The following is a 23981-nucleotide window of genomic DNA, read 5'->3' as shown; positions in this document are numbered from 1 at the left end:
CATTGAACACGCCCCGCCCGTTACGCGCGCGTGGGTCCTTCATCCTGATATAACCTCGGACCGTATCCGACGGGACGCAGGCGACGCTTTGGCCGAGGCCATTTCGCTGGCTGGTGCTTTGCCGGGCCTTGAGGTGCAGGGGGGCGACGCTGTGCGCCTGCCCAAGATCCAGCCGGGCAAACTGTTTGGCAAAGGCAAGATCGAAGAGCTAAAGACAGTGTTTCATGATGCCGAGATCGAGCTGGTTTTGATCGACGGACCTGTCACACCTGTACAGCAGCGCAATCTGGAAAAGGATTGGGGGGTTAAAATCCTCGACCGCACTGGATTGATCTTGGAAATCTTCAGTGATCGCGCGCGCACCCGCGAAGGTGTGTTGCAGGTCGAAATGGCCGCCTTGACCTATCAGCGCACACGCCTTGTCCGGGCTTGGACACACCTTGAACGCCAGCGTGGTGGTTTGGGCTTTGTGGGCGGTCCTGGCGAGACCCAAATCGAAGCGGACCGTCGCGCCATTGATGAACAGCTTAACCGCCTGCGCAAACAACTGGGCAAGGTCGAAAAGACCCGAGCGCTACACCGCGCCAGCCGGGCCAAAGTGCCCTATCCCGTGGTGGCCTTGGTAGGCTACACCAACGCCGGTAAATCGACCCTGTTCAACCGGGCAACGGGGGCGGATGTGCTGGCCAAGGACATGCTCTTTGCCACGCTAGATCCGACCATGCGCAGTGTGACGCTGCCGTCGGGCCACGATATTATCTTGTCTGATACTGTTGGGTTTATCTCTGATCTGCCGACTCAATTGGTCGCCGCGTTTCGCGCCACATTGGAAGAAGTGCTGGACGCTGATCTTATCTTACATGTGCGCGACATCAGTCACGCCGAAACCGAAGGCCAAGCGCGCGATGTGGAAACCATCCTTGCGGCCCTTGGTGTGGCCGAAGAAGCCGCGCGTCTTGAGGTGTGGAACAAGATCGATCAACTGCCCGAGGACGACCGCGCCGGTATGGAAAAGGCCGTAGGGCGGCGCGAGGATGTGTTAGCGATCTCGGCCCTGAACGGCGATGGTATGGACCAGCTGTTTGCCCGCATTGCTGAACTGATTGATGATCCAAAAGAAACGCTGGTGCTGGATTTGGCGTTTTCCCAAGGCAAACAGCGTGCGTGGCTCTTTGCGGAAGGTATCGTCGAGGATGAAACCCAAGACGAAAATGGATTTCATCTGACCGTGACTTGGACCCAAAGGCAAGCTGCCCAGTTTGAACGGCTATAACAGCCTGATGCGCAGCCCCTACTGAGGCGCAGGTTCCAACACCGTTGTGCCTGCCTGCGCAGCCCGTGCCAGATCCACATCCAAAGACATCGGGATGTATTCGCCGCGCCGCCACAACTCGCCCAGATCATCGTAATACCGGCTGAGGGGATGGCCTGATTGGCCCGTAGAGGTCACAAACACCGAACTGTCAGGGTCGGCAAAATCATAGACACCGCGATAGGCCGCACCGTGCACGTTCAAAAACGGATCAGGCCCTGTGCCAATTGTACGCCCGCGTTGCAGGGTGTTGTCGCCGCCAGAGGTGGATTGGCGAATGTTGACGAACCATTTCAGGATCGGTGTCGCGCCGAGGACTTGGTGATCGTGGGTCGCCACATGGGCATCGCCCCAACGCAGGCTTTCAAGGGCGGTGCCATAGCGTTCAGCGGTCCAGACCAGTGCATCATCAAGGGCCAGTCGCGCAATATCCGCGCAGGTCTCGACGGGGGAGGATTGCAAAACATCGCACCACGCGCTGGCCCCTTCAATATCGCGGAACACGCGTTCGATGAACAACGGTTCCAATTGTGTGAATTCGGCGGCCAAGGGCCCCAATTCGTCCGCGATCAAACGGGCCTGCAATGCGCGCACCCAAGCCGCGTAAATCAAAGGCTCGGGCATATGTTCGTTCATTTCGCCGTTCCAACTGGCCAGCATCGAAAGTGCGATCTGGCGTTGACGTTCCGGCGTGCCCGCAGGGGCGGCCGCGTCTGCAAACCACAGCTCTGCCCCGATCAGGGACAGCAGCGTGACGGCAGTGTTTGACACCGTGTCCAACTGGGCCTCGATGAAACTGTCGCGCGTATGCACGGACCGGTTTTGCATCAAACGACGCCAGCGCAAAATCCGCTGGTTGTCTGAATAATAGAAACTGACGTGTTCCGGAAATGGGCGATCAATCACTTTGTTATTGGTATTGCCCAAGATCCCGCCCTCCGGCGTTAGAAATTCAGGGTTGGTGCGGTAGGGCAGCCGACCTTGCCAGCGGTTTGAGGTGATCCAACCGGGGCTGGGCATGCGTCCTTGGGTTTGGTGGCGCGCATCGCGCGCAGGCAACGCCCCCACGGTTTTCAGGGCAATGCCGTTCGCATCAGCCAGCGTCAGATTTTGCGCAGGCGCTACAAACCGTTCCATCGCAGCCAAGGCCCCTTCGATGTTGGGTGCTTTCATCATGGCAAGCCCTGCACTGAAGGATGTGTCTGTGGGGCTGAGCGCAGTCCACGCAACTGAGGTGACAAAACCGGGGCGGGTGATCGTGCCCAGACTGTAATGTTCGGGGGGCAGGATGGGGCCGTTCTCGCTCCATTTTAGGGTCAGGGTTTCCGAGGCTTGATCTTTTACCTCGATAATGGAGGGGCGCGACACAAAGGGTTTGTAGCCGTTTGGGGTCAGATACTCATTTTCATTTTCTGGATTAAGCTGTTCCAAGAACACGTCTTGATCGTCAGCATAGGCCGAGGTCAGGCCCCAGCCCAAATCATTGCTCCGGCCGGACATAATCAGGGGCAAACCGGGGATTGTGCCGCCAATCACTCCACCCGTGCTGAGGTTGAGCCGCGCCAGATACCAAATGGTTGGCGCAGTAAAGCCCAAGTGCGGATCATTGGCCAGCAAAGTGCCCCCTGCAGCGGATCGCGCAGGGGCTGCGGCCCACGCGTTGGACGCACTGGCAAAGGCGCGCTGTTTGAACGGTGACAAGGGGTGATCCGGCAGCGGGGTGCTTTCGGCAAAGCGGGGTAGACCCGGTTGAAGGCTCGCATAGGGGGGCAGGGCTGCCACACCGGATCCCACAGCATCAGGGATCAAATCACGCAGCCTGCCTTCCTCTAGAACCAATGAGGCGCGGGCGGTCAGAACCTCTAGCTCAAGATGCGAGGACAGTTGCAGCGCCATCAATTTGATGATCGCCAGACTGTCTGCAGGCTGCCACGGGGCAATGCGATTGGAAAACAGGAACAATTCTGGCGCGCCACGGCCAAGCGCCTCTTGGCTGACTTCTTGCAAACGGGTGTTCACACCGGCCGCATAGGCCTGCAACGCATCGCGGGCTGCAGGATCCTGCACTATAACCGATTGCACTGACAGGGCATAAAGATCCAAGCGGCGCATCAACCTGTCAATTGGCAATGTGCGGGCGCCGAACACTTCGGACAGGCGGCCCTGAACCGTGCGGCGCAGCATAATCATCTGCCACATGCGGTCTTGGGCATGGGCATAGCCCAAACCGAAAAAACTGTCCGTATCCGTACTGCCAAGAATATGGGGCACATTGGCGTTGTCGCGCACGATCTCGACCTCGGCGCTGATGCCCGGCACGATCAAACGCGCGTTGTAATCCGGGATCGAGCGCGTGGCAAAATACGAAGCCAGCACCCCCGCAATCGCCACCAAACCAAAGGCCACAACCGTCAGTCGAAAAAGCCAAATAAAGACAGTGCGCATGCCAGTTCCTTTTGTTGACCCCGCAGTTGACCTCGGTGTCTGGTTCGTTAGGGTCTGCCCGTTCAAAGTAAGGCCGCAAACCGCGCCTTAGGTAAGACGTATTATCTGCATCAGATGCAAGGGGGATATCAACATGGCAAATATCGCATTTTTGGGTTTAGGGGTCATGGGCTATCCGATGGCGGGGCATTTGCAGGCCGCTGGACATTCTGTGACCGTCTATAATCGCACAACGGCCAAGGCAGAAAAATGGGCTGCTGAACATGGTGGAGCATTTGCCGCGACACCGCGCGAAGCCGCCACCGGTGCAGATTTTGTGATGTCTTGTGTTGGTAACGACGATGATCTGCGGTCTGTCGTGCTTGGGGAAAACGGCGCGCTGGCGGGTATGGCTGCGGGCACTTGCTTTGTTGATCACACTACGGTGTCTGCTGCGGTGACCCGCGAGCTTTATGCAGCGGCTGACGCGCAGCAAGTTAGTTTTGTCGACGCGCCTGTCTCAGGGGGGCAAGCCGGCGCAGAAAACGGTCAGTTGGGGATCATGTGTGGCGGTGATGAAGGGGCCTATGCACGCGCCGAACCGATCATGGAAATATATGCCAAGGTGTGCAAGCGCCTCGGTGAAAGCGGTGCGGGTCAGCTAACCAAAATGGTCAACCAAATCTGCATCGCAGGATTGGTCCAAGGCCTGTCTGAGGGTCTGCATTTCGCCGAAAAAGCAGGGCTGGATGGCAAAGCTGTGGTCGAAGTGATCCAAGCCGGTGCCGCGGGCAGTTGGCAGATGTCAAACCGCTATGAGACGATGCTGGACGACGAGTTCAACCATGGTTTTGCAGTGGATTGGATGCGCAAGGATCTGGGGATTTGTTTGCAAACCGCCAATGAAAACGGCGCGAGCCTGCCCGTGACGGCCCTTGTGGATCAATTCTATAAGGATGTGCAAAAGCAGGGCGGCGGGCGTTGGGATACCTCCAGCCTGATCAAACGATTGCGAGCGATGGGATAGTCGTAAGGGCGCTAATCCAAGCCGACGAGGCTGCCAAGATTGAGGCTGGATAGGATTGCATAGATCAACAACACCCCCACCAGCATCAGGATGGTGAAGGCGAATAGTTGGAACACAACCGCCACGACCGCAAACAAAATGGCGGCCCCAGAAAAGCGCCATTTTTCATTGCAAACGAGGCCAGCCACGCCAAAAATCCCAGCCAAGCCTGCCAAGATAGGGGCGATGATTTCTAAATAGCGATCGATATCCCAAACCTGCGGGATAAGGTCCTGTTCCGCAGGGTCTAGCCCAATGGCCTTGCGCGCAGCGTTTTTGGCAATGTCGCCAGCCAGTTCGCCCAGCGTTACGCCAGCAGGTTGCTGCGGCGCAAACGGGCCAGCCCAAAAGTGGATCAACACCAATAAAATAGCAGCAGCGCCGACAAAGAACCCGATCACACCCAATACGGGCTTTTGGTCAAATGTGGGAGATGTCTCAAACATAGGGCTGTCCTCAAAAGTGGTTGGGGCAAGCTTACAGCCGCAGTTTGGCGATTTTAAGGCGTCAAACTACGTGCTGAGTTCGTAAAGGATATGACCCTGATGCCGTCTTTAGGGAATAATGCGGGTGTATTTCGTGCCTTCCAACGTAGCCCCCAGTCGCAATCCCGCCTGCCCAAAGACAACGGCGATAACAGGTGCCAGAGACGTGGTTGTTTCCGCCCGCAAAGTCTCGCCTTGGTCATTCACAGCATATTCCAGATCTGCACCAGCGGCCCAACCGTTTGAACGGCGGAAATTTGTCAGGGCGTCTTGCGTCATAAAGAACAGGACATGGGCGTATTGCTGTGCGCCAATTTGCAGGCCGATATTGGCCTTTGTGTTGGAATAATAGTCCACGGTCACATCGCCCACGCGCAACGCGCCACGTCCAAATGCGCCGCCTACACCAAAGCCAGCTTCGGTGACCAATGGCATCACCAACATGCCCGAAGCTTTGTTGCTTAGATCAACGGTGCCGGGAAATTCGTTGTACATGTAATTGAGCGTCGCATCAACGCGCGCATCGATGGTCTGCGCGCCATTGCTGCCAACGCCGTTGCCGCACGCCGCCAACACAGGAAGGGCCGCGAGCGCGCCAAAAGTGAACACACGTCTATTTGGATGGGTCATAAGTTTTGCCTTTGTACTGCCGTTTATATGAGGTCTGCGCCCCGTTTCGATACAGTATACAGCGTCCAACAAAGATTGTCATGCATTTGCTGCGACGCTTTTCGGCGCAGATCTGCCTAGGCCAATAGGGCAGCAACCCGTGGGGCAAAATAGGTCAGAACCCCGTCACATCCGGCCCGTTTGAAGGCCATGAGGCTTTCTAGCATAACCTTTTCGCCGTCGATCCAACCATTGGCCGCTGCGGCCTCGATCATCGCATATTCACCTGAAACCTGATAGGCATAGGTCGGCACGCCAAATTGAGACTTCACCCGGTGGCAAATGTCCAGATAGGGCTGGCCCGGTTTAACCATAACCATGTCAGCACCTTCTTGCAGGTCGCGTTGAATCAGGCGCATGGCCTCATCGGAATTGGCCGGGTTCATTTGATAGGTTTTCTTGTCGCCTTTCAAAGCGCCAGAGGCCCCAACCGCATCGCGAAACGGCCCGTAATACGCACTGGCGTATTTTGCCGCGTAACTCAGGATCGCGACATCCTTGTGACCCGCACCCTCTAGGACAGCCCGCATCGCCCCAATGCGCCCATCCATCATATCCGAGGGGCCCAAGATGTCTGCCCCAGCCTCGGCTTGGGCCAAAGACATTTTGACCAAAGCCTCAACACTTTCGTCGTTCAAAATCACACCATCGCGCACGATACCGTCGTGCCCGTTGATATTATAAGGATCCAGCGCCACATCCGTCATCACAGCAATCTCGGGCACCGCCGTTTTGATCGCGCGAATGGCGCGGTTGGACAGATTGTCAGGGTTCCACGCCTCTTCACACAGCTCGGTTTTTAGGGCGGGATCCGTGTAAGGAAACACACAAATCGCTGGAATTCCCAGATCAGCGGCCTTGTGCGCAGCCTCGACCAACAGATCAATGCTAAGGCGTTCGACCCCGGGCATCGAAGGGATTGGCGTGCGCGTGTTGCGACCTTCGGTGACGAACACAGGCCAGATCAAGTCATCGACACTCAGCTGCGTTTCCCCAGCCAAACGGCGCAATGCATCAAAGCGGCGTAACCTGCGAAAGCGCGCAGTTGGAAAGGGGGCAACAGTGGGGGTCATAAGGCAGGTCCTTGATCTTACTTTACGCCATTGCTGACATTTATTTTTAGACTTCTCAAGGGGCTGGGCATTTTCCGTGGACCAGACTAATGTGCGAAAAACAAACAACAGGCAAAGAGCAAACCATTGGATTGGTATACAACCGTCATAGAGCTGATCGATATGCGCAGCTTTTCCAATCTGTGGTATTGGATTGCTTTGGCTGTTGTCTGGTCCTCGGCCAGCCATTGGGTTTTGGGCGTCCCGTTTGATCTGGTCTTGCGCGCACGTCGTCATGGCGGGCAAGCCGAACTCGACCTCGAGGATCTGGTGCGGATCAACACCAATCGGTTGGTCTATATCGGCACAGTGTCTGGCCTTTGGTTGCTAGGCTTTTCATGTTTTTTCCTCACTGGGTTAGGGCTTTTGGGATTTTTCTACGGTGTCGAATTTGCCCAAGCAGTGTTTTTGTTGGCCTTTCCCATGTCCATCGTTGCGTTGATGTCGATCTCGACCTCGCGGTTGATCAGCACCCAAGGCCTGCGGGGAGAGGCGCTGCGCCAGCGCATGACCAAGCATCGCTTTTTCACCCAGTTGATTGGGGTTTTGTCGATCTTTGTGACGGCTATGTGGGGCATGTACCAGAATATGACCGCCGGGGCGCTTGGCGGCTAAACGGGGGTTGACGCGGCACGCCATCGCGGTAGCTACACGTTTATGAGCCAAGACAGTTTTCCCCACATCACCATTTCTGGTGCGCCAGAAGGCTTTGACGCCAAGTTGGTACTGGCCGAATTGGCCAAAGGCTCGGGCCCTGTGTGCCATATCGTACGCGATGACAAACGTCTTGAGGCCATGCGCGCAGCCCTCGAAATTTATGCGCCAGATGTGCCTGTTATGGTCTTTCCCGCGTGGGACTGTCTGCCCTATGATCGCATTTCCCCCAATGCGGATGTGTCTGCGGCACGGATGGCGGTTTTAGCCGGATTGGCCCAAGACAGCTTGGAAGGGTTCGTGTTGCTGACTACGCTGAATGCCGCAACCCAGCGTGTACCGGCCCGCAGCCTGATGAAATCTGCAGCCTTTACAGCCCGTGTCGGTGACCGGATTGACGAACAAGCGTTGCGCGAATTTCTGGTCCGCATGGGCTTTACCCAAAGCCCCACGGTGATGGAGGCTGGCGATTATGCCGTACGTGGTGGGATCATCGATATCTTTCCCCCCGGCGAGGCAGGCCCCGTGCGTCTGGACCTTTTTGGCGACGTGTTGGACGGCGCGCGCCGGTTTGATCCTGCGACCCAACGCACCACGCAAAAGCTGACATCAGTGGAATTAGCCCCAGTCAGCGAAGTGATCCTTGATGAGGCCTCGATCACCCGGTTTCGACAAAACTATCGCATCGAATTTGGTGCGGCAGGCACTGATGATCCACTCTATGAGGCCGTGAGCGCAGGGCGCAAACACGCAGGTGTTGAACACTGGTTGCCGTTTTTCCATGAAACGCTTGAGACACTGTTTGATTACCTGCCTAAGGCCACCATCACGCTGGATGATCAGTTCGATCCCAGCCGGGTGTCACGGTGGGAAAGCCTCGCGGATCAGTATGAAACGCGGCAAGAGGCGCTCAAGCAAAAGGGCCGGATGGACAGTGTCTATAAACCCTGTCCGCCGCAATTGTTGTATCTTGATGATGCCGCATGGGCTGATGCGATCAAGGGCCACCGTGTGTGCCGTTTTGCAACACTGCCACAGGCCACTGGCGTTGGTGTTTTAGATGCAGGCGGACGGATCGGGCGCAATTTTTCGCCCGAACGTCAGCAGGAACACATCAGCCTTTTCAAGGCCTTGGCCGATCATATTCACAATCGCCTGTCCGAAGGGCCGGTTGTGGTGGCCTCCTATTCCGAAGGGGCGCGCGAACGGCTGGCTGGCCTGATCGAAGACGAAGGCGTTCTGGCCGCAACTCCAATCCGCGACATGCGCGACGTAGGCAAAACCGGGGTGCATCTGGCGGTTTGGCCGTTGGAACACGGGTTTGTGGCCCCGGGTCTGACTGTGATTTCTGAACAGGATGTTCTGGGGGATCGCTTGATCCGTGCACCACGTAAGAAAAAGCGGGCCGAGAACTTCTTGACCGAAACCCAAAGCCTGTCGCCGGGCGATTTGGTGGTGCATGTGGACCACGGCGTGGGACGCTATAAAGGTATGGAAGTCATCACAGCGGCTGGGGCCGCGCACGAGTGTATTTTTCTGGAGTACGCCGAAGCCGCCAAGCTTTATTTGCCTGTTGAAAACATCGAATTGCTGTCCAAGTTTGGCCATGACGAGGGTTTGCTCGACCGGTTGGGCGGCGGTGCATGGCAGGCCAAAAAGGCCAAGCTGAAGGAACGCATCCGCGAAATCGCGGATCGTTTGATCCGCGTCGCTGCCGAACGCGCTCTGCGCACTGCCCCTATAATGGAGCCACCCGATGGCATGTGGGACGCGTTTTCAGCACGCTTCCCCTATCAGGAAACCGACGATCAGTTAAACGCAATTGGTGATGTTCTGGACGATATGGCCTCAGGCCAACCCATGGATCGGTTGATCTGCGGCGACGTGGGCTTTGGTAAAACCGAAGTGGCCATGCGCGCGGCCTTTGTGGCGGCCATGTCGGGCACCCAAGTGGCGATCATTGCACCCACCACATTGCTGGCCCGTCAACACTACAAAAGCTTTGCGGACCGGTTTCGCGGCTTTCCATTGGAAGTCCGGCAGTTGTCGCGTTTTGTCTCGACCAAAGACGCCAATGCCACCCGCGACGGGATCAATCGCGGCACGGTTGATATCGTAGTGGGCACGCACGCGTTGCTGGCCAAAACGGTACGGTTCAAGAACCTTGGACTGCTGGTGATCGACGAGGAACAAAAGTTTGGGGTGACCCACAAGGAGCGACTGAAATCCCTGCGTACCGATATCCATGTGCTGACCCTGACGGCCACGCCGATCCCGCGCACACTTCAATTGTCGTTGTCGGGGGTGCGCGAGCTTAGCATTATTGGTACGCCCCCGGTGGATCGCTTGGCCATTCGCACCTATGTCTCGGAATTTGACACGGTGACCTTGCGTGAAGCGCTGCTGCGCGAACATTATCGTGGCGGCCAGAGTTTCTTTGTGGTGCCACGCATCACTGACCTGCCCGAGATCGAGGATTTCTTGCGGCGTGAAGTGCCTGAGGTCAGCTATATCACCGCCAATGGTCAAATGGCGGCAGGCGATTTGGACGACCGGATGAACGCCTTTTACGACGGCAAATACGATGTGCTTCTGGCCACAACGATTGTCGAATCCGGGCTGGATATCCCCACGGCGAACACGATGGTGGTGCACCGCGCGGATATGTTTGGTCTGGCGCAACTGTATCAGATCAGGGGTCGTGTTGGCCGTTCAAAAACCCGGGCTTATGCCTATTTGACCACCAAGCCGCGGGCCAAGCTGACGCCAACAGCCGAAAAACGTCTGCGCGTTTTGGGCAGTTTGGACACCTTGGGGGCAGGGTTCACGCTGGCGTCACAGGATCTGGACATTCGCGGTGCGGGCAACTTGATCGGTGAAGAACAATCCGGCCAGATGCGCGAAGTAGGGTACGAGCTGTACCAATCCATGCTTGAAGAGGCGATTGCCAAAATCAAATCAGGCAGCATGGAAGGCCTCACTGATGATGATGGCCAATGGGCCCCGCAAATTAACCTTGGTGTACCAGTTTTGATCCCGGAAACCTATGTGCCGGATTTGGATGTGCGTTTGGGATTATATCGCAGGCTCAGTGGCTTGACGACCAAAGTTGAACTAGAAGGTTTCGCCGCTGAACTGATTGATCGCTTTGGTACGCTGCCCAAGGAAGTGAATACGTTGATGTTGGTCGTGCGGATCAAAGCCATGTGCAAAAAGGCAGGTATTGCCAAGCTTGATGGCGGCGAAAAGGGTGCGTCGATCCAGTTTCATAATGACAAATTTGCCTCACCCCAAGGTTTGGTTGAGTTTATCAATGATCAACGCGGCTTGGCCAAGGTCAAAGACAACAAAATCGTTGTGCGGCGCGATTGGAAGAAAGACAGTGACAAGATAAAAGGCGCCTTTGGGATTGCGCGTGATCTGGCCGAAAAGGCGATTGCCGAACGCAAACGCAAGAAAGCCGCTGCAGCAAATTAGGCCTTATCAAAGCCTGCATCGACCCGACCCATCAGCACCCGCGCCACTATGATCGATCCCAGGATCCCCAACAGCAAAGGGATAAGTGTCCCGTTGAAGGCCAAACCAATAGGCACGGCCAAAACCACCGATGTGATCGTGGCCACAGCGGTGATCGCCGAGGACGCAGTGCCAGCAATATGGCCCAAGGGCCCCATGCTGAGCGCCACAAGGTTGCCCAATGTCATGCCTGCCTGAAAGAAGATCGATGTCATCCATATGAGGAAGATGTAGAAAGATGTCTGTACGCTAAGCCCTGCGAATGTACTGATCAAAACGGCAGCCGTGATGACGATCAACACGTTTAGCGTCGCTTTAATCAAGGTCAGCATGCCCAATCGTTGCACCAAGCTGGCGTTGAGGATGCTGGCGGACCCGGCCAGAAGGGCAACCAGGGCAAACCAGGCTGGGAAGCTGGCTTCGCGGTCAAACACATCGGCAAAAACCTGATGGGCCGAGCTGATCATGGCAAATAAAACCGTGTAACACAGGGCCTGCACCATCACGCACAGGCGGATCATTGGGTTGCTGAAAATCTCGCTCAACGCTTCTTTGAGGCGGCGAAATCGCAGGCTGCGCTGATTTTCAGGGAGCAGTGTTTCAGGCATGCGCGCCATAAACCAAGCGCTGGACATAAAGGCAAACACCACAAAGGCGAGGAATATTTCGCGCCATCCCGCAAGGTTGATAATTACAGCGCCCAATGACGGGGCCACAGCTGGCATCAAGGTAAAGACAATCATCACCAGCGAGGTGATCTTGGCCATATCACGCCCTTTATAGAGATCTCGCACCAAAGTGGTCACAATCACGCGCGGGCCACTGGCGCCGATGCCTTGGGCCACACGGGCCACCAAAACGGACTCGAGGCTTTGGGCCAGATAGGCCCAGATACAGGCAATGACGTATAGTCCAGCCCCTGCCAACAACACAGGTTTGCGGCCAAAGCGATCCGCAAGCGGCCCCATAAAAAACGTGCCCATCCCCATGCCCAACACAAAGGATGTGATAATCAACTGGGCTTTGTTTGCGTCACTTGGGGATAGCTCGTCTGCGATGGCCCCTAAGCCGGGAAGCATCGTATCTACTGACAAGGCTATCGTCGCGGTCAGCATGCCCATGAGGGCCACAAATTCACCCCGTGACGGGGTGCGCCTAGTCATTAGGTGTGGCATCCTCTGCTGCAAGCTGGCTTTTGATCTCGCCAATCACCTTGAGCCACATATCAGGTTGCTGCGCACCGGGGACCGCATGTTGGTTTGCCACCACGAATGTTGGCACAGAATTCACCCCCATCTCGCGGCTGTGGGCATCGCGGTCTTGGATCAGTTTGCGATCCTCATCGGTTTTCAACAGGCGGGCCACAAGGCTTGCATCCATCTCGACACTGTCGGCCACATCCGCCAGAACGTCATGATCGCCTATGTCGCGGGCTTCGACAAAATAGGCCTCAAACAAGGCGCTGACCACGGCAATCTGTTTGCCCTCGATCCCCGCCCAATGGATCAAACGGTGGGCATCCAAGGTGTTTGGCGTGCGGGCCATACCGTCAAAATCAATAGACAATCCAGCAGCTTCGGCCGCTTGGACCACGGGCGCATAGGCTTTGATAGCACCTTCTTTGCCGCCAAATTTACCCTCAAGATACTCGCGACGCCCCATACCACCCGCAGGCATAGTGGGGTTCAGTTGAAACGGGTGCCACTCGATGGTGAAAGGATGATCCGGGACTTCGGCCAAAGCCTTGTCCAGATGGGTTTTGCCAATGTAGCACCACGGACAAATGACGTCTGACAGAATATCAAGCTTCACCATTTTGCGGACCTTTCACTGAAGCGCGCAATTCTTTGCGCAGCACCTTGTTGTTCGGCCCCTTAGGCAGCACATCAATAGCAATGTAAAGCCGTGGGCGTTTGTAATCAGCGAGATATGTCTGTGCATGACTGCGCAGGGCAGGTTCATCAGCCGCACCAGTATAAAAGAGAGCGATAACATCCGTGTCGGCTTTGATCCGAACCGTAGCCGCCGCGCAATCGCCAATGTCGGCGCAGGCCATCATGGCAGCTTCGACTTCGATGGGTGAGACGCGCACACCGCCTGCGTTCATCATATCGTCGTCGCGGCCCAGATAGGTAAGCGTGCCAGAGGCCTCCATCACACCCTGGTCACCCGTGAGAAACCAGTCTCGTTTGATCCGATCCTCGGCCTCGTTCACAGCATTAAGATAACCCAGCATAAACCCCTGATCGTGTTTGTGCACAGCGATAGTCCCGGGTTGACCGTAAGGCAGGGGCGTACCAGCGTCATCGACTATGGCCACGTGCCGCCCGGGTTGGGGGCAAAGCTGCGAGGGTGCTTTGGGATTGGCGGACACAAAGGTCGAACATTCGGTCATCCCGTAGGCTTCGATCACCGGGGTTTGCGTGGCCGTTTGCCAATCATGCGAAATCGAGGGCGCCATTTTTTCACCAGCGGACAGGCCATGGCGCAAGTGCGGTGCCGACCATTTACGCGGCTGGCGCAACAAACGCCGATATACAGCGGGGGCTGCTGCAAACAAAGTGATATCGTGGGCTTCAATCAGATCTGGCAGGCGCGCGTGATCGGTCCCATCCGCACACACCAGCGCTGTGGCCCCGATTGACCACGGATCAATAATCCCAGTGCCAAGTGTGTAAGTCCAGTTCAGCGCCCCGGCGTGCAACAACCGGTCGCCGCGTTCCAGCCCATACCATCCATCCCACATCATCCGGCGCGCCCAAACGGCCCGGTGCGCATGTCCAACCGCACGGGCCGCACCACTGGTCCCAGAGGTGTAGACGATATAGGCCAACCGATTGGGATCACCCATAATCGGGCTGGCCTGAGGACCGGAATACTGTGCCGATTGCCACGCCACATCATAGCATGGCAGATCGGGGCGTGTCGGAAGGGACACACCGTGTGAGGACAGCATCGCTTTCGGCGACAGGTCTGCGACGATCTTGTCCAGTTCAACGGGGGTCAGCTGAGCCGATGCAGGGACTGGAACAACGCCTGCAGCGATACAAGCCAAATAGGCGATCGGAAAGGCAACTTCGTTACCCAAGCGCATCAATACTATGTCCCCCGCACCCAAACCCGCGTTGTGTTGCAGACCATTTGCAAGACCCAGAACAGCCTGACGGATTTGGCCATAGCTCCAACGTTCTATGTGAGTGCTATGGAGCACTTCCAAGGCACATTTTTCCGGTGTTTTGGCCCCTGCATGCAACACATAAGCGGCCATATTGAACCGCGCGGGGCAGGGGGCAGGAGGGCCTTGATCAAAGACAGAAGTCATAGGAATGTGCTAGGCGGCGCGGACATCAGTTGCAAGCCTGCGGCGAGATCAATAGACAAGCCTTATGACACAAAAAGACGAACCTGGTGTGCTGAAACTGGCACGTGGACCCAATGATGATGAAACAGCCGTCCCGTTGAACTTGGGCCAACGGGTGCGTGATCTTCGCAAATCCCACAACTGGACCTTGGAACAAGCCGCCCAACAGGCCGGTTTGGCCCGTTCGACCCTGTCCAAAATCGAGAACGGTCAAATGTCGCCGACCTATGAGGCGCTCAAGAAGCTGGCCGAAGGTTTGCAAATTTCTGTACCGCAGTTGTTTACACCGCCCATCAAAGGGCAGGTTAATGGCCGCATGGCCGTGACCAAGCGCGGTGAAGGTGCAGAATATGCCACGGCGACTTACGAGCATAAACTGCTGGCCGCCAGCATGACCAAAAAGCAGATGCTGCCCTATCGCGCGCAAATACGGGCCCGTTCCATGGACGAGTTCGACGGTTGGGTGCGCCATGATGGCGAAGAGTTCATGTATGTCCTGACGGGGACCGTGATTTTGTATACCGAGTTTTATGAGCCTGTCGAAATGAGCCGTGGTGACAGTGCCTATTATGACGGATCCATGGGGCACAATGTTATTTCAACCAGCCCTGAGGACGCGTTGATACTGTGGGTGACCACACAGATCTAGGCGCGTGCTGAATGCCTTCAGCGCAGATGGTTTTCAAAGGCTAGATTAGTCTTTGAACAGACGTGGCAGGATCAAAATGGCCATTCCCATGCCGATGATTTGCGCCAGAACAAAGCCTGCGACATGGGCCGGATTAATTCCTGCAAAGGTGTCTGACAATCCACGCGCAATGGTCACGGCCGGGTTTGCAAAGCTGGTGGAGGAGGTGAACCAGTAAGCGCCGGTGATATAAAGGGCCACGAGCGTTGGCACTGTCTCGGGCCGCGATTTTAACCCGCCAATGATCACAAAGAGCAATCCGAAGGTTGCGATAATTTCCGAACTCCATTGGTTGATACCGGTTCTGTCGGTGGTTGAGAGTTGGAATATATCCAGATCAAACATCAAGTGGGTCAACCAGACCCCAAGGGTACCACCGCTGATTTGTGCGATCCAAAAGAGCGGCACTTGGCGGCGGGAAAAACCAGCCGTTAGGGCAAAATAGGCCGTCACAACCGGATTGAAATGCGCCCCGGAAATCGGACCCAGCGTTGTGATCAAAACATAAAGGATACAGCCCGTCGCAATCGCATTGGCCAAAAGGGCGATGGCGATGTTTCCGTCTGCAAGCGCCTCCCCCATAATGCCGGAGCCAACGACGCCAATAAGCAAAAAGGCAGTGCCGATGAATTCAGCAAAAAGTTGGCGGGCCATTGTGGGTCTCCCGAGGGTCTATCCGTCTAACGGTTGCGCTACGCTGTCCATGTAAAAGATTTATGACAATCCTCTAGAAGGCCGCCCCAACCACTTTGCCTGTCGTCTTAACGGAAGTTTTCACAACAGTTTTTGTGGCCTTCGTGGCAACGCGGGCAGGGGCACAGGCACCAAGGCCCACCACTGTAATCAAAAAAACCGAAACAGCTCGTTTCACAAACGACCCACGGCGCGTGCACCTGCGCTGATATCCTCGCCCACACCTTCAACCGTGTTACAGCCAGCCAAAACAGCCAAGCCCAAGATCACAGCAAACATCCGCATCATTTCTTTAGTCCTCATACCACCAGACATCTGGGTTCCATCCGATCCAATCGCCATAGATTGGTAAGTTTTCTGGGTACTTCAACTCGGCCACATGGGCAATACGGCTGATGTTCCATTGATAGATCGGCAGCACATATCTGCCGGTGGTCAACACACGGTCTAATGCACGGGTGGCAGCGACAAAATCGTCACGGCTGGCCGAGGTCAGAATTTCACCGATCATGGCCTCTGCAGCGGGGCTATCCATGCCCATCCAGTTGCGCGTGCCCGGCTCGGTCACACCATCGCGACCCCAATAGAGGTATTGTTCGTTGCCGGGGCTGAGGGACAGACCGCGCCGGTAGTAGGCCATGTCAAAATCGTAATTGGTGGTGCGTTCTTTGTATTGGGCGTTGTCCACGACAGTGACCGTGGGCGTAATTCCAAGCCGTCCCAGCGCAGAGGTATAAAGATCAATGATCGACTGATTTTCAGCGGCCCCCTGTTTAAGTAAAACCTCAAACGTAAACGGTTGGGCCTGCGCGTTTTTCATAACGCCGTCCTGAACCGTCCATCCAGCGGCCTCAAACTGGCCCAAGGCCGCGCGAATGCCAGCGCGGTTGCGTTCGGAACCGTCGGACACCGGCAGGCTGTAGCCATCCAACGCGCCGGGCAGCAGGCTTTCTGCGAAAGGGTCCAGCAGATCTTTGACGCGACCCGTGGCAGGGCCCTCTTGCATGCCCAAAACAGAGTTGGAGAAATAGGAGGTGATCCGCTTTTGGGCGCCGCCGGTCATAGTCTGGTTGATAAACTCAAAGTTAAACGCATGCAGCATTGCGTCACGCACCCGCCAGTCGGCAAACTGCGGGCTGCGGGTATTCATCACAAAGCCGGTGATGCCGCTGGGGCGTTCATGGGGCAGGGTGGCTTTGACCATCTCGCCCGATTGGATCGCGGCAAAATCATATTGCTCGGCCCATTTGTTGGCGTTGAATTCACGGTTAAACGTCACTTCGCCCGCTTTGAAAGCTTCAAACATCGCGGTGCTGTCGCCAAAGAACTCCAGCCGGATCTCATCAAGGTTGTTGGTGCCTTTGCGGAACGGGACGTCCTTTCCCCAATAATCGGGGTTGCGTTTAAGGCTGACATAACGGCCCGCCTCGAATTTATCGACCACATAGGGGGCCGAGGCGATTGGCACATTATCCAGCCCGCTTTCGGCGATATCTTTTCCGTCCCATTGGGCCTTTTTCAGGATCGGGCGCATGCCAACCAGCAAGGCCAATTCGCGGTCGTCGACATTGAACGTAAACCTAACCGAACGCTCGCCGGTTTGTTCCATCGTGCCGATCTTATTCCACAATCCGTGATAGCGGGGGTGACCGACGGTGCCTAATGTTTCGTAAGACCACATGACATCTTCGACGGTGATCGGGGATCCATCCGAGAATCGGGCCTCGGGACGCAGGGTAAATTCGGCCCATTCACGGTTTTCACCGACCTCTATCGATTCGGCGATGAGACCATAAAGTGTAAATGGCTCGTCATAAGAGCGGCCCATCAGGCTTTCGTAGGCCAAAAACCGCAGCTGCCACGGCGTGCTGCCTTTGCGGATATGCGGGTTAAGATTGTCGAACCCGCCGGTTTCGCCCGTGACGATTCGCCCGCCAGTCGGTGCATTAGGGTTGGCATAGGGCAAAGACACAAAATCTGGTCCCAAAGCAGGGGCCCCATACATAGCTATGCCATGGGCAGGTTCTGCTTGCGCGAATCCTGTGCCACAGATCAGGGCCAAAACGGCCGCCGAAGCCCTTATTTTGCGGAAATAATGTGATCCCATATTGGCAACAATCCCTCTATGCCCTTGTTTCGTTGAGCTTAGTGTTACGCAGGCTTTCCTGACTTTTCAAACTTTTAGCTTGGATGCAGGCGCGCAATTGCTTATACAGGTCTTACTGCTCGATAGGTTTCTTGCCTGTATGAAACCTGCCTCAATAACTTACGCCAGCTTCGTGCTGGCGTTTTTTTTTGTGCTGCGCTCGGAATTTTTCCCCTTTGTCATCAGCCTGCTTTCGGCCAGTGTCGGGGCAGGTTTGTAGCGAGTAAATGACACCCATGAATTATACAATCGTAGCCCCGCCCAGCGATGGCATGTCGACCTTTGTAGCCTTGTTCCCCATCACGGATCCCGCCATCGCACATATCCGCCTTGAAGCGACCGTTGCGGGTCAAGTGCTGTCGGGGGATCCTTTGGATTTGGCCGAAGGGGTCGTCACGGACTTTACCCTCAGCGCTGTCTACGCCGAAGGGCTGGATGTGCCGGATCTGGTGTTTCGCAGCTTTGAGGATGTGCAAATTGATTTGGCGGATCTGTCCACGGCCATCCCCCCAACCCAAGCGCTGTATTTTGAGGGTCTTTTTGCTGGGACGACTGAATTTGAAAGCCTTGGTCGGGCAAGCGGCACCCCCTTCATTTACCAACAAGTCGGTTCAGATGATACAACAGTTGCGGGCACAGATGGCAGTGATGTGATTGAGGTCGCTGGCGACGACGTGCTGGTCACTGGCGGCAAAGGCGCTGATTTCATCGCAGCCACCGGGAATGGTGCAACAGTTTCAGCCGGTCGCGGGGCTGATTATGTCGAGGGCAGCGACGGCGCTGACACGATCAAAGGCTTTCGCGGTTCCGATACCTTGTTTGGCAATGGTGGTGATGATCATATCGAAGGCGGCAGTGGGGCTGACCTGATTTCGGGTGGTGACGGCAATGACACGATCTTGGCCGGGGCCGGTGCGGATGTTCTAAACGCAGGGTCCGGGTCGAATATCCTCTTTGGCGGCAATGGGCGCGACGTCATGCTCAGCACCGGTCATAGCAATCGCCTCACTGGTGGCAGGGATGCGGATATGTTTGTTTTTTTGGTGGAAAGCAGCAGTAATTTTGCGGTTGATGAGCGTGAACAATCCACGGGCCGCCACGTGATCCGCGACTTTGATGTGGCCGAGGATGTGCTGCGGTTTGGACCATCGTTGAATGGGACCTATGATCTGGAGGATATAACACCTGTGATCTGGGACAATGCCAAGCAAAACGGGGATAATACGGTTCTTCAGTTTGAGGACGTAAAGATTGTCCTGCGCGGCGTGGCGTTGGATGATCTTACCAATGCCTCAATCTTTGACGGAGCTCTCGGGCAAGGCTACGACGACTGGGCATAACAACCATCAAACACACCAAAACCGGACCACTGATGCGGTCCGGCTTTGGTCTTTGGGAGGGAGTATTTTGTCTTAAGCGAAGGCAAACGCGTCCGCAAAGTGATCTTCTGTCAGGTCGGCCAGATCAACACGGGCCAAGCGGACCGAGATATCGTTTTCAGTGGATGTCCAAACGACTGAGCCTTTGTAATCAACCGCATTGGCCATAAAGCTGGCATAGGATTGGGCGGCCGTCATATCTGTCGTGGTTTCAATCCGCAAAACATCCTGATCCAGATCAAAATCCACGATATTTGTGTAACCTTCGTCCAGCGCACGGTCCTTAAACACAAATGTGTCTGAACCGTTGCCACCGGCCATACGGTCCGTGCCGCCACCGCCATAAAGCTCATCGGTGCCACGACCACCGGCCATCCAGTCATTGCCGCGATCACCAGTGACAAAGTCATTGCCTTTGTCGCCGGACAGACGATTATCGCCCTTGCCGCCGTAAATCATGTCATCACCGGAACCGCCCGAGATATTATCGGCATCGGCACCGCCCCAGATCATGTCATTGCCGCCGCCGCCAACAAGGATATCCTCGCCTTTGTCGCCGTAAATCATGTCGTTGCCTGCGTTCCCAAACAGCTCGTCTGCGCCGTCAGCGCCAAACAGCGTATCGTTGCCAGTGCCACCTTTGATGGTATCATCGCCCGAACCGCCATAGATCGTGTCATTGCCGCCCATACCGCGCAGATCAACGCCTGATGTGTTCCAGCTGCTGCTGTCATAGAAATCGTCGCCACCGGTCATCAGCATCTTTGCGTTTTCAAAGGTATGCAGATGCGCAGAAAGGCTGTTAAAGTCGTAATAATCCGGAACCAATGCAGACAATTCATCCGCAAAGGGCAATTTCGCGATTTTTACAGTTTCAATCTCAGGCGAGCTGGTTTTGTCAAAGATGGTTTCGGTAAACAATGCGATCTTGCCAGTGATTGGCGCCATTGGGCTGACCGCATCATAGGTGAAATCTTTGCCTGTCAGGATCGTCCCGATAAAGGTCCCATCTTCAAGGTAATAGCCGTACTTAAATAGATTGGCCGTTGCTTCTAATATAGTATGTGTCATTGGAACCCCAATTCCTTTTGTCTGCTCGATTTATTGTTTTCTTGGGCGCAACATACCGTTTCGATTGGGGCGCGAATGGGGCTGCTTTACGAAAATTTAAGGGTAATTGGCGAAACAATGGGGCAGGGAAAATAGGATTGTTTCAGGCAAACGACTGTCGCGGCTACTGGGGTGCTATTGTACTTCTACCAAGGAATGCAGGCGGTATCCAAGAACCTCCAACGCGACAAGCCCATGAAAACTGGTTTCCCTTTTGGGCAATTTGTGGCAGCTATTCTGCAACGCAGCATTGCTTGAGGAGGCCACGATGGCACTAACAACTGACCTAAGCGGAAAGACCGCCGTTATCACAGGATCCAATTCGGGCATCGGTTTGGGAATTGCCCAAGTGATGGCACAGGCAGGTGCAGATGTGGTTCTCAATTCCTACACAGACAACGACGAAGATCATGCCCTCGCCGCTGAGATCGCGAAAGATCACGGCGTCACTGCCCGCTATATTCAAGCGGATATGTCCAAGGGTGATCAATGCCGGGCTTTGATAGAACAGGCAGGGGCTTGTGACATCCTGATCAACAACGCAGGCATCCAACACGTGGCCCCAATCCCTGAATTTGATGTTGGCAAGTGGGATGCGATCATTGCGATCAACATGTCCTCGGCCTTTCACACCACAGCCATGGCCCTTCCTATGATGCGCAAGGCAGGCTGGGGCAGGGTGATCAATATTGCCTCTGCACACGGCTTGACGGCTTCGCCCTATAAATCTGCCTATATCGCGGCCAAACACGGGGTTGTGGGCCTGACCAAAACCACAGCGTTGGAAACCGCAGAGGAACCGATCACCGCAAATGCCATTTGTCCGGGCTATGTGTTGACGCCTTTGGTCGAAAGCCAAATCCCCGACACTATGAAGGAATATGACATGAGCCGCGAGGACGTGATCAAAAACGTTATGCTCAAACGTCAGCCGTCCAAGGAATTTGCCACAGTCGAACAAATGGGCGGCTCGGCCGTGTTCCTTTGTTCTGATGCCGCAGCGCAGATCACTGGCACAACCCTTAGTGTCGACGGCGGCTGGACAGCCTTGTGAGCCGCAAGCGCATCAATCTGGCCCTCCAAGGTGGCGGGGCCCATGGTGCGTTCACTTGGGGCGTATTAGACCGTCTTCTTGAGGAATCCGAGCTAGAGATCGCCGCGATTTCAGGCACGTCTGCGGGCGCTTTAAATGGCGCTGCACTAAAGGCCGGATTAGCTTCCGGTGACGCCCAAACCGCACGTGAAAACCTTGATTGGTTCTGGGGGCGCGTCGGGGCTGTGAATGATCCAAACCTGGCCTCATGGATGTCGGCCCTTGCGCCAGCCGCAGGGCCACTGGCCACTGCCATGGAAAGCTCATGGCCCTATCAGGCGATGGATTTCGCATCCCGCCTGTCCTCCCCCTATGCGATGGGCCCGTTTTATCAAAACCCATTGGATCCAATCGTCAACGACATGCATTTTGACGCAATCTGTTCGCCCAAAGGCCCTGAACTGCATGTCTGTGCCACCAACGTGCAAACTGGTAAAATCCGGGTCTTTGCAGGCGACGACATCAGCGTGAACGCCTTGCTGGCCTCTGCCTGTTTGCCCACCATGTTCCAAGCCATCGAAATTCATGACCCAAAAGTGGACGCGATCCAATCCTATTGGGATGGCGGTTTCATGGGTAATCCACCGCTCTTTCCCTTGTTTGAGGCGCATCTGCCGCAGGACGTGATGATTGTCAACATCAACCCCTTGGTGCGCCACGAGGTGCCCAAAACACCGCAGGAGATCCAGAACCGGATCAATGAGATCAGCTTTAATTCGTCGCTTCTGCGCGAACTGCGGGCGATTGATTTTGTCCGCCGCTTGCTGGCGGATGGATCGGTCAAACCGGGCAGCATGAAGGACGTGCTGGTGCATATGATCGCGGATGACGCCCTAATGAATACGCTGAATGTTGCCACCAAGCTGCTGCCAAGCCCGATCATTCTGGCTAAGCTCAAGGCCGCAGGCCGCGTGGCGGCAGATCAGTTTCTGCAGGCCCATTGGGATGACATAGGGGTGACGTCTAGTTGCGATTTGCGCCCGATGTTCGCCTAGTGGCTGAACAATAAAACAGAGGCCAATATCCACATCACCACGGCAATAAGCGCATCCATGATGCGCCATGCCTTGGCGGAGGTCATAATCGGCGCCAGAAAACGCGCGCCGTAGCCCAAGCCGAAAAAGAACACAAAGGACGAGGTCACAGCCCCAACACCAAAGGCCAATTTCAAGCCCGCCTCAGGGAAATTCAGGCTGATTGCGCCGATAAGGCCCAAAGTGTCCAAGTAAACATGGGGGTTGAGCCAGGTAAACGCCGCTGCCGTGGCCAATGTCACCCAAAGTGACGCGGATTTGCCATCCAATACTAGTGCATAGTCGCCTTTATAGGCCGCCCAAAACCGGCTGGCCCCGTAGGCCAGCAGGAATAGTGCGCCGCCAATGGTCATGATCTGGGGCAGGGCAGGCCAGACAGCTACAATCGCGCCAAACCCAGCAATACCCGCAACGATCAATATGGCATCAGACACAGCACAGAGCAGGCACAGCCAAAACACATGGGCGCGGATCAATCCTTGACGCAACACAAACGCGTTTTGCGCCCCAATGGCCAAGATCAGGGAAAACCCCGTGGCAAACCCAGTCGCAGCAGCGCCAAACATTTAGGGTTTCGTCTCGTCAGTGCCGTTGGGATAGACCAGCCCAGCCGAAATGACCAATTTGGCCGCATCTTCAACGGACATATCCAATTCGATCACATCTTCAGTCGGGAAAAACAGCAAAAAGCCAGAGGTCGGGTTGGGTGTGGTCGGCACAAATACCGATGTCATGTCAGCTTTACCGGCTTTTGAAAGGACCTCCCCCTTGGTTGAGGTCGAGATAAAGCCAACAGCCCAGATGCCTTTACGCGGATATTCGATCAGACATGCGCGATCAAAATTGGTGTCCGTTTGGGCAAAAACAGTCTCGGCGATCTGTTTCACACCGCCATAGATCGAGCGGACCACAGGGGTGCGCAGCACCAACGATTCTGCCCAGCGGATCAGCGAGCGCCCTATCAATCCCTTAGCGATCCACCCTACAATGATCGTAAAGATCAAGAAGATGATGACGCCTACACCGCGCAGATTAATCCCGATATATTGTTCGGGATTTAACCGACCCGGCACCAACGGCAAAACAAACCCATCAATCCATCCCACCACTGTCCAGATCAGCCAAATGGTCAGACCAATAGGCGCAATGACAACAATCCCTGTCAGGAAGCTTGAACGCAGACGGCCAAAAAGCCCCGGACGTTTGGGCGTAGGGTCTTTAAAAGGCTGGTTCATAAAA

General features: G+C 55.6%; 21 protein-coding genes. 8 read left to right on the top strand and 13 right to left on the bottom strand.

The genetic code is table 11. The annotated features are described in order from the left end of the window. Position 1: 1 nt before the first annotated feature. Entirely contained in the window at positions 2 to 1273 is a 1272-nt protein-coding gene (gene hflX, locus ACIRQ6_RS08035) for a GTPase HflX (RefSeq protein ID WP_420863880.1), read from the top strand. 18 nt (positions 1274 to 1291) lie between these two features. On the opposite strand, the gene ACIRQ6_RS08030 is transcribed toward hflX, so the two are convergent. Beyond that, a complete protein-coding gene (locus ACIRQ6_RS08030) occupies positions 1292 to 3757 on the bottom strand; it encodes a penicillin acylase family protein (RefSeq protein ID WP_420863609.1) in 2466 nt (821 codons plus the stop codon). A 133-nt stretch (positions 3758 to 3890) separates the two neighbouring features. On the opposite strand from ACIRQ6_RS08030, the gene ACIRQ6_RS08025 reads away from it, so the two are divergent. Beyond that, positions 3891 to 4763: an NAD(P)-dependent oxidoreductase gene (locus tag ACIRQ6_RS08025; RefSeq protein WP_420863608.1), complete on the top strand. Its 873-nt coding sequence runs from the start codon at positions 3891 to 3893 to the stop codon at positions 4761 to 4763. Between the two features lie 11 nt (positions 4764 to 4774). Here ACIRQ6_RS08025 and ACIRQ6_RS08020 read toward each other — a convergent pair whose 3' ends face one another. The 3 genes from ACIRQ6_RS08020 to hemB form a co-directional block, all read right to left on the bottom strand. Beyond that, entirely contained in the window at positions 4775 to 5248 is a 474-nt protein-coding gene (locus ACIRQ6_RS08020) for a hypothetical protein (RefSeq protein WP_420863607.1), read from the bottom strand. Positions 5249 to 5356: 108 nt separating this feature from the next. After that, complete coding sequence (locus ACIRQ6_RS08015) at positions 5357 to 5917, bottom strand: YSC84-related protein (RefSeq protein ID WP_420863606.1); 561 nt, start codon at positions 5915 to 5917, stop codon at positions 5357 to 5359. 116 nt (positions 5918 to 6033) lie between these two features. Further along, positions 6034 to 7029 carry a porphobilinogen synthase gene (hemB, locus tag ACIRQ6_RS08010; RefSeq protein WP_420863605.1) on the bottom strand — a complete coding sequence of 332 codons (996 nt, stop codon included), beginning with the start codon at positions 7027 to 7029 and terminating at the stop codon, positions 6034 to 6036. 126 nt (positions 7030 to 7155) lie between these two features. Between hemB and ACIRQ6_RS08005 the strand changes: the two genes are divergently transcribed. Next, positions 7156 to 7683 (top strand): component of SufBCD complex, encoded by a 528-nt coding sequence (locus tag ACIRQ6_RS08005; protein ID WP_420863604.1) that lies wholly within the window; start codon positions 7156 to 7158, stop codon positions 7681 to 7683. Between the two features lie 42 nt (positions 7684 to 7725). After that, positions 7726 to 11199 (top strand): transcription-repair coupling factor, encoded by a 3474-nt coding sequence (gene mfd / locus ACIRQ6_RS08000; protein ID WP_420863603.1) that lies wholly within the window; start codon positions 7726 to 7728, stop codon positions 11197 to 11199. On the opposite strand, the gene ACIRQ6_RS07995 is transcribed toward mfd, so the two are convergent. Genes ACIRQ6_RS07995 through ACIRQ6_RS07985 form a run of 3 tightly spaced genes read right to left on the bottom strand, consistent with a single transcriptional unit; the run spans position 11196 to position 14560 of the window. Then, positions 11196 to 12401 (bottom strand): MFS transporter, encoded by a 1206-nt coding sequence (locus tag ACIRQ6_RS07995; RefSeq protein WP_420863602.1) that lies wholly within the window; start codon positions 12399 to 12401, stop codon positions 11196 to 11198. The two genes, mfd and ACIRQ6_RS07995, sit on opposite strands and share 4 nt — an antisense overlap. Beyond that, positions 12394 to 13053, bottom strand: a complete 660-nt coding sequence (locus tag ACIRQ6_RS07990; protein WP_420863601.1) for a DsbA family oxidoreductase — start codon at positions 13051 to 13053, stop codon at positions 12394 to 12396. Before ACIRQ6_RS07990 ends, ACIRQ6_RS07995 begins: the two co-directional genes overlap by 8 nt. Beyond that, entirely contained in the window at positions 13040 to 14560 is a 1521-nt protein-coding gene (locus ACIRQ6_RS07985; protein WP_420863600.1) for a class I adenylate-forming enzyme family protein, read from the bottom strand. The genes ACIRQ6_RS07990 and ACIRQ6_RS07985 overlap by 14 nt, the downstream gene beginning before the upstream one ends. Before the next feature lie 64 nt (positions 14561 to 14624). On the opposite strand from ACIRQ6_RS07985, the gene ACIRQ6_RS07980 reads away from it, so the two are divergent. Next, positions 14625 to 15248, top strand: a complete 624-nt coding sequence (locus tag ACIRQ6_RS07980; RefSeq protein WP_420863599.1) for a helix-turn-helix domain-containing protein — start codon at positions 14625 to 14627, stop codon at positions 15246 to 15248. Between the two features lie 45 nt (positions 15249 to 15293). Here the strand turns inward: ACIRQ6_RS07980 and ACIRQ6_RS07975 are convergent, their stop codons facing one another. The 3 genes from ACIRQ6_RS07975 to ACIRQ6_RS07965 all read right to left on the bottom strand — a co-directional run bounded on the left by ACIRQ6_RS07975 (position 15294) and on the right by ACIRQ6_RS07965 (position 18087). Then, positions 15294 to 15941: an aquaporin gene (locus tag ACIRQ6_RS07975; protein ID WP_420863598.1), complete on the bottom strand. Its 648-nt coding sequence runs from the start codon at positions 15939 to 15941 to the stop codon at positions 15294 to 15296. A gap of 213 nt (positions 15942 to 16154) precedes the next feature. Continuing rightward, the gene (locus ACIRQ6_RS07970; protein ID WP_420863597.1) at positions 16155 to 16268 is read right to left on the bottom strand and encodes an entericidin EcnA/B family protein; all 114 of its coding nucleotides are present in this window, start codon (positions 16266 to 16268) and stop codon (positions 16155 to 16157) included. Positions 16269 to 16272: 4 nt separating this feature from the next. Then, on the bottom strand, positions 16273 to 18087 hold the full coding sequence (locus ACIRQ6_RS07965) for an extracellular solute-binding protein (protein WP_420863596.1): 1815 nt from the start codon (positions 18085 to 18087) through the stop codon (positions 16273 to 16275). A gap of 275 nt (positions 18088 to 18362) precedes the next feature. On the opposite strand from ACIRQ6_RS07965, the gene ACIRQ6_RS07960 reads away from it, so the two are divergent. Beyond that, positions 18363 to 19466 (top strand): calcium-binding protein, encoded by a 1104-nt coding sequence (locus ACIRQ6_RS07960; protein ID WP_420863595.1) that lies wholly within the window; start codon positions 18363 to 18365, stop codon positions 19464 to 19466. A gap of 72 nt (positions 19467 to 19538) precedes the next feature. Here the strand turns inward: ACIRQ6_RS07960 and ACIRQ6_RS07955 are convergent, their stop codons facing one another. Then, on the bottom strand, positions 19539 to 20576 hold the full coding sequence (locus tag ACIRQ6_RS07955) for a calcium-binding protein (RefSeq protein WP_420863594.1): 1038 nt from the start codon (positions 20574 to 20576) through the stop codon (positions 19539 to 19541). A 307-nt stretch (positions 20577 to 20883) separates the two neighbouring features. On the opposite strand from ACIRQ6_RS07955, the gene ACIRQ6_RS07950 reads away from it, so the two are divergent. Both ACIRQ6_RS07950 and ACIRQ6_RS07945 read left to right on the top strand, forming a co-directional pair. Further along, on the top strand, positions 20884 to 21669 hold the full coding sequence (locus ACIRQ6_RS07950) for a 3-hydroxybutyrate dehydrogenase (protein WP_420863593.1): 786 nt from the start codon (positions 20884 to 20886) through the stop codon (positions 21667 to 21669). Continuing rightward, positions 21666 to 22703: a patatin-like phospholipase family protein gene (locus ACIRQ6_RS07945; RefSeq protein WP_420863592.1), complete on the top strand. Its 1038-nt coding sequence runs from the start codon at positions 21666 to 21668 to the stop codon at positions 22701 to 22703. The genes ACIRQ6_RS07950 and ACIRQ6_RS07945 overlap by 4 nt, the downstream gene beginning before the upstream one ends. Here ACIRQ6_RS07945 and ACIRQ6_RS07940 read toward each other — a convergent pair. After that, the gene (locus ACIRQ6_RS07940; RefSeq protein WP_420863591.1) at positions 22700 to 23308 is read right to left on the bottom strand and encodes a LysE/ArgO family amino acid transporter; all 609 of its coding nucleotides are present in this window, start codon (positions 23306 to 23308) and stop codon (positions 22700 to 22702) included. The two genes, ACIRQ6_RS07945 and ACIRQ6_RS07940, sit on opposite strands and share 4 nt — an antisense overlap. Then, on the bottom strand, positions 23309 to 23977 hold the full coding sequence (locus ACIRQ6_RS07935; RefSeq protein WP_420863590.1) for a DUF502 domain-containing protein: 669 nt from the start codon (positions 23975 to 23977) through the stop codon (positions 23309 to 23311). Positions 23978 to 23981 lie beyond the last annotated feature (4 nt).

The sequence above is a fragment of the Algirhabdus cladophorae genome, assembly GCF_044772865.1.
In the GTDB taxonomy this organism is placed as follows: Bacteria; Pseudomonadota; Alphaproteobacteria; order Rhodobacterales; family Rhodobacteraceae; genus Algirhabdus; species Algirhabdus cladophorae.
Note: the sequence above shows the minus strand (reverse complement) of the source record. Positions and strands in the feature narration are given on the sequence as shown.

What these genes read in the sequence shown, in the direction of transcription:
- ACIRQ6_RS08030 (WP_420863609.1), bottom strand. Translation starts at nt 3,757, where the DNA reads ATGCGCACTGTCTTTATTTGGCTTTTTCGACTGACGGTTGTGGCCTTT.
- ACIRQ6_RS08025 (WP_420863608.1), top strand. Translation starts at nt 3,891, where the DNA reads ATGGCAAATATCGCATTTTTGGGTTTAGGGGTCATGGGCTATCCGATG.
- ACIRQ6_RS08020 (WP_420863607.1), bottom strand. Translation starts at nt 5,248, where the DNA reads ATGTTTGAGACATCTCCCACATTTGACCAAAAGCCCGTATTGGGTGTG.
- ACIRQ6_RS08015 (WP_420863606.1), bottom strand. Translation starts at nt 5,917, where the DNA reads ATGACCCATCCAAATAGACGTGTGTTCACTTTTGGCGCGCTCGCGGCC.
- hemB (WP_420863605.1), bottom strand. Translation starts at nt 7,029, where the DNA reads ATGACCCCCACTGTTGCCCCCTTTCCAACTGCGCGCTTTCGCAGGTTA.
- mfd (WP_420863603.1), top strand. Translation starts at nt 7,726, where the DNA reads ATGAGCCAAGACAGTTTTCCCCACATCACCATTTCTGGTGCGCCAGAA.
- ACIRQ6_RS07995 (WP_420863602.1), bottom strand. Translation starts at nt 12,401, where the DNA reads ATGACTAGGCGCACCCCGTCACGGGGTGAATTTGTGGCCCTCATGGGC.
- ACIRQ6_RS07990 (WP_420863601.1), bottom strand. Translation starts at nt 13,053, where the DNA reads ATGGTGAAGCTTGATATTCTGTCAGACGTCATTTGTCCGTGGTGCTAC.
- ACIRQ6_RS07985 (WP_420863600.1), bottom strand. Translation starts at nt 14,560, where the DNA reads ATGACTTCTGTCTTTGATCAAGGCCCTCCTGCCCCCTGCCCCGCGCGG.
- ACIRQ6_RS07980 (WP_420863599.1), top strand. Translation starts at nt 14,625, where the DNA reads ATGACACAAAAAGACGAACCTGGTGTGCTGAAACTGGCACGTGGACCC.
- ACIRQ6_RS07975 (WP_420863598.1), bottom strand. Translation starts at nt 15,941, where the DNA reads ATGGCCCGCCAACTTTTTGCTGAATTCATCGGCACTGCCTTTTTGCTT.
- ACIRQ6_RS07970 (WP_420863597.1), bottom strand. Translation starts at nt 16,268, where the DNA reads ATGATGCGGATGTTTGCTGTGATCTTGGGCTTGGCTGTTTTGGCTGGC.
- ACIRQ6_RS07965 (WP_420863596.1), bottom strand. Translation starts at nt 18,087, where the DNA reads ATGGGATCACATTATTTCCGCAAAATAAGGGCTTCGGCGGCCGTTTTG.
- ACIRQ6_RS07960 (WP_420863595.1), top strand. Translation starts at nt 18,363, where the DNA reads ATGAATTATACAATCGTAGCCCCGCCCAGCGATGGCATGTCGACCTTT.
- ACIRQ6_RS07955 (WP_420863594.1), bottom strand. Translation starts at nt 20,576, where the DNA reads ATGACACATACTATATTAGAAGCAACGGCCAATCTATTTAAGTACGGC.
- ACIRQ6_RS07950 (WP_420863593.1), top strand. Translation starts at nt 20,884, where the DNA reads ATGGCACTAACAACTGACCTAAGCGGAAAGACCGCCGTTATCACAGGA.
- ACIRQ6_RS07940 (WP_420863591.1), bottom strand. Translation starts at nt 23,308, where the DNA reads ATGTTTGGCGCTGCTGCGACTGGGTTTGCCACGGGGTTTTCCCTGATC.
- ACIRQ6_RS07935 (WP_420863590.1), bottom strand. Translation starts at nt 23,977, where the DNA reads ATGAACCAGCCTTTTAAAGACCCTACGCCCAAACGTCCGGGGCTTTTT.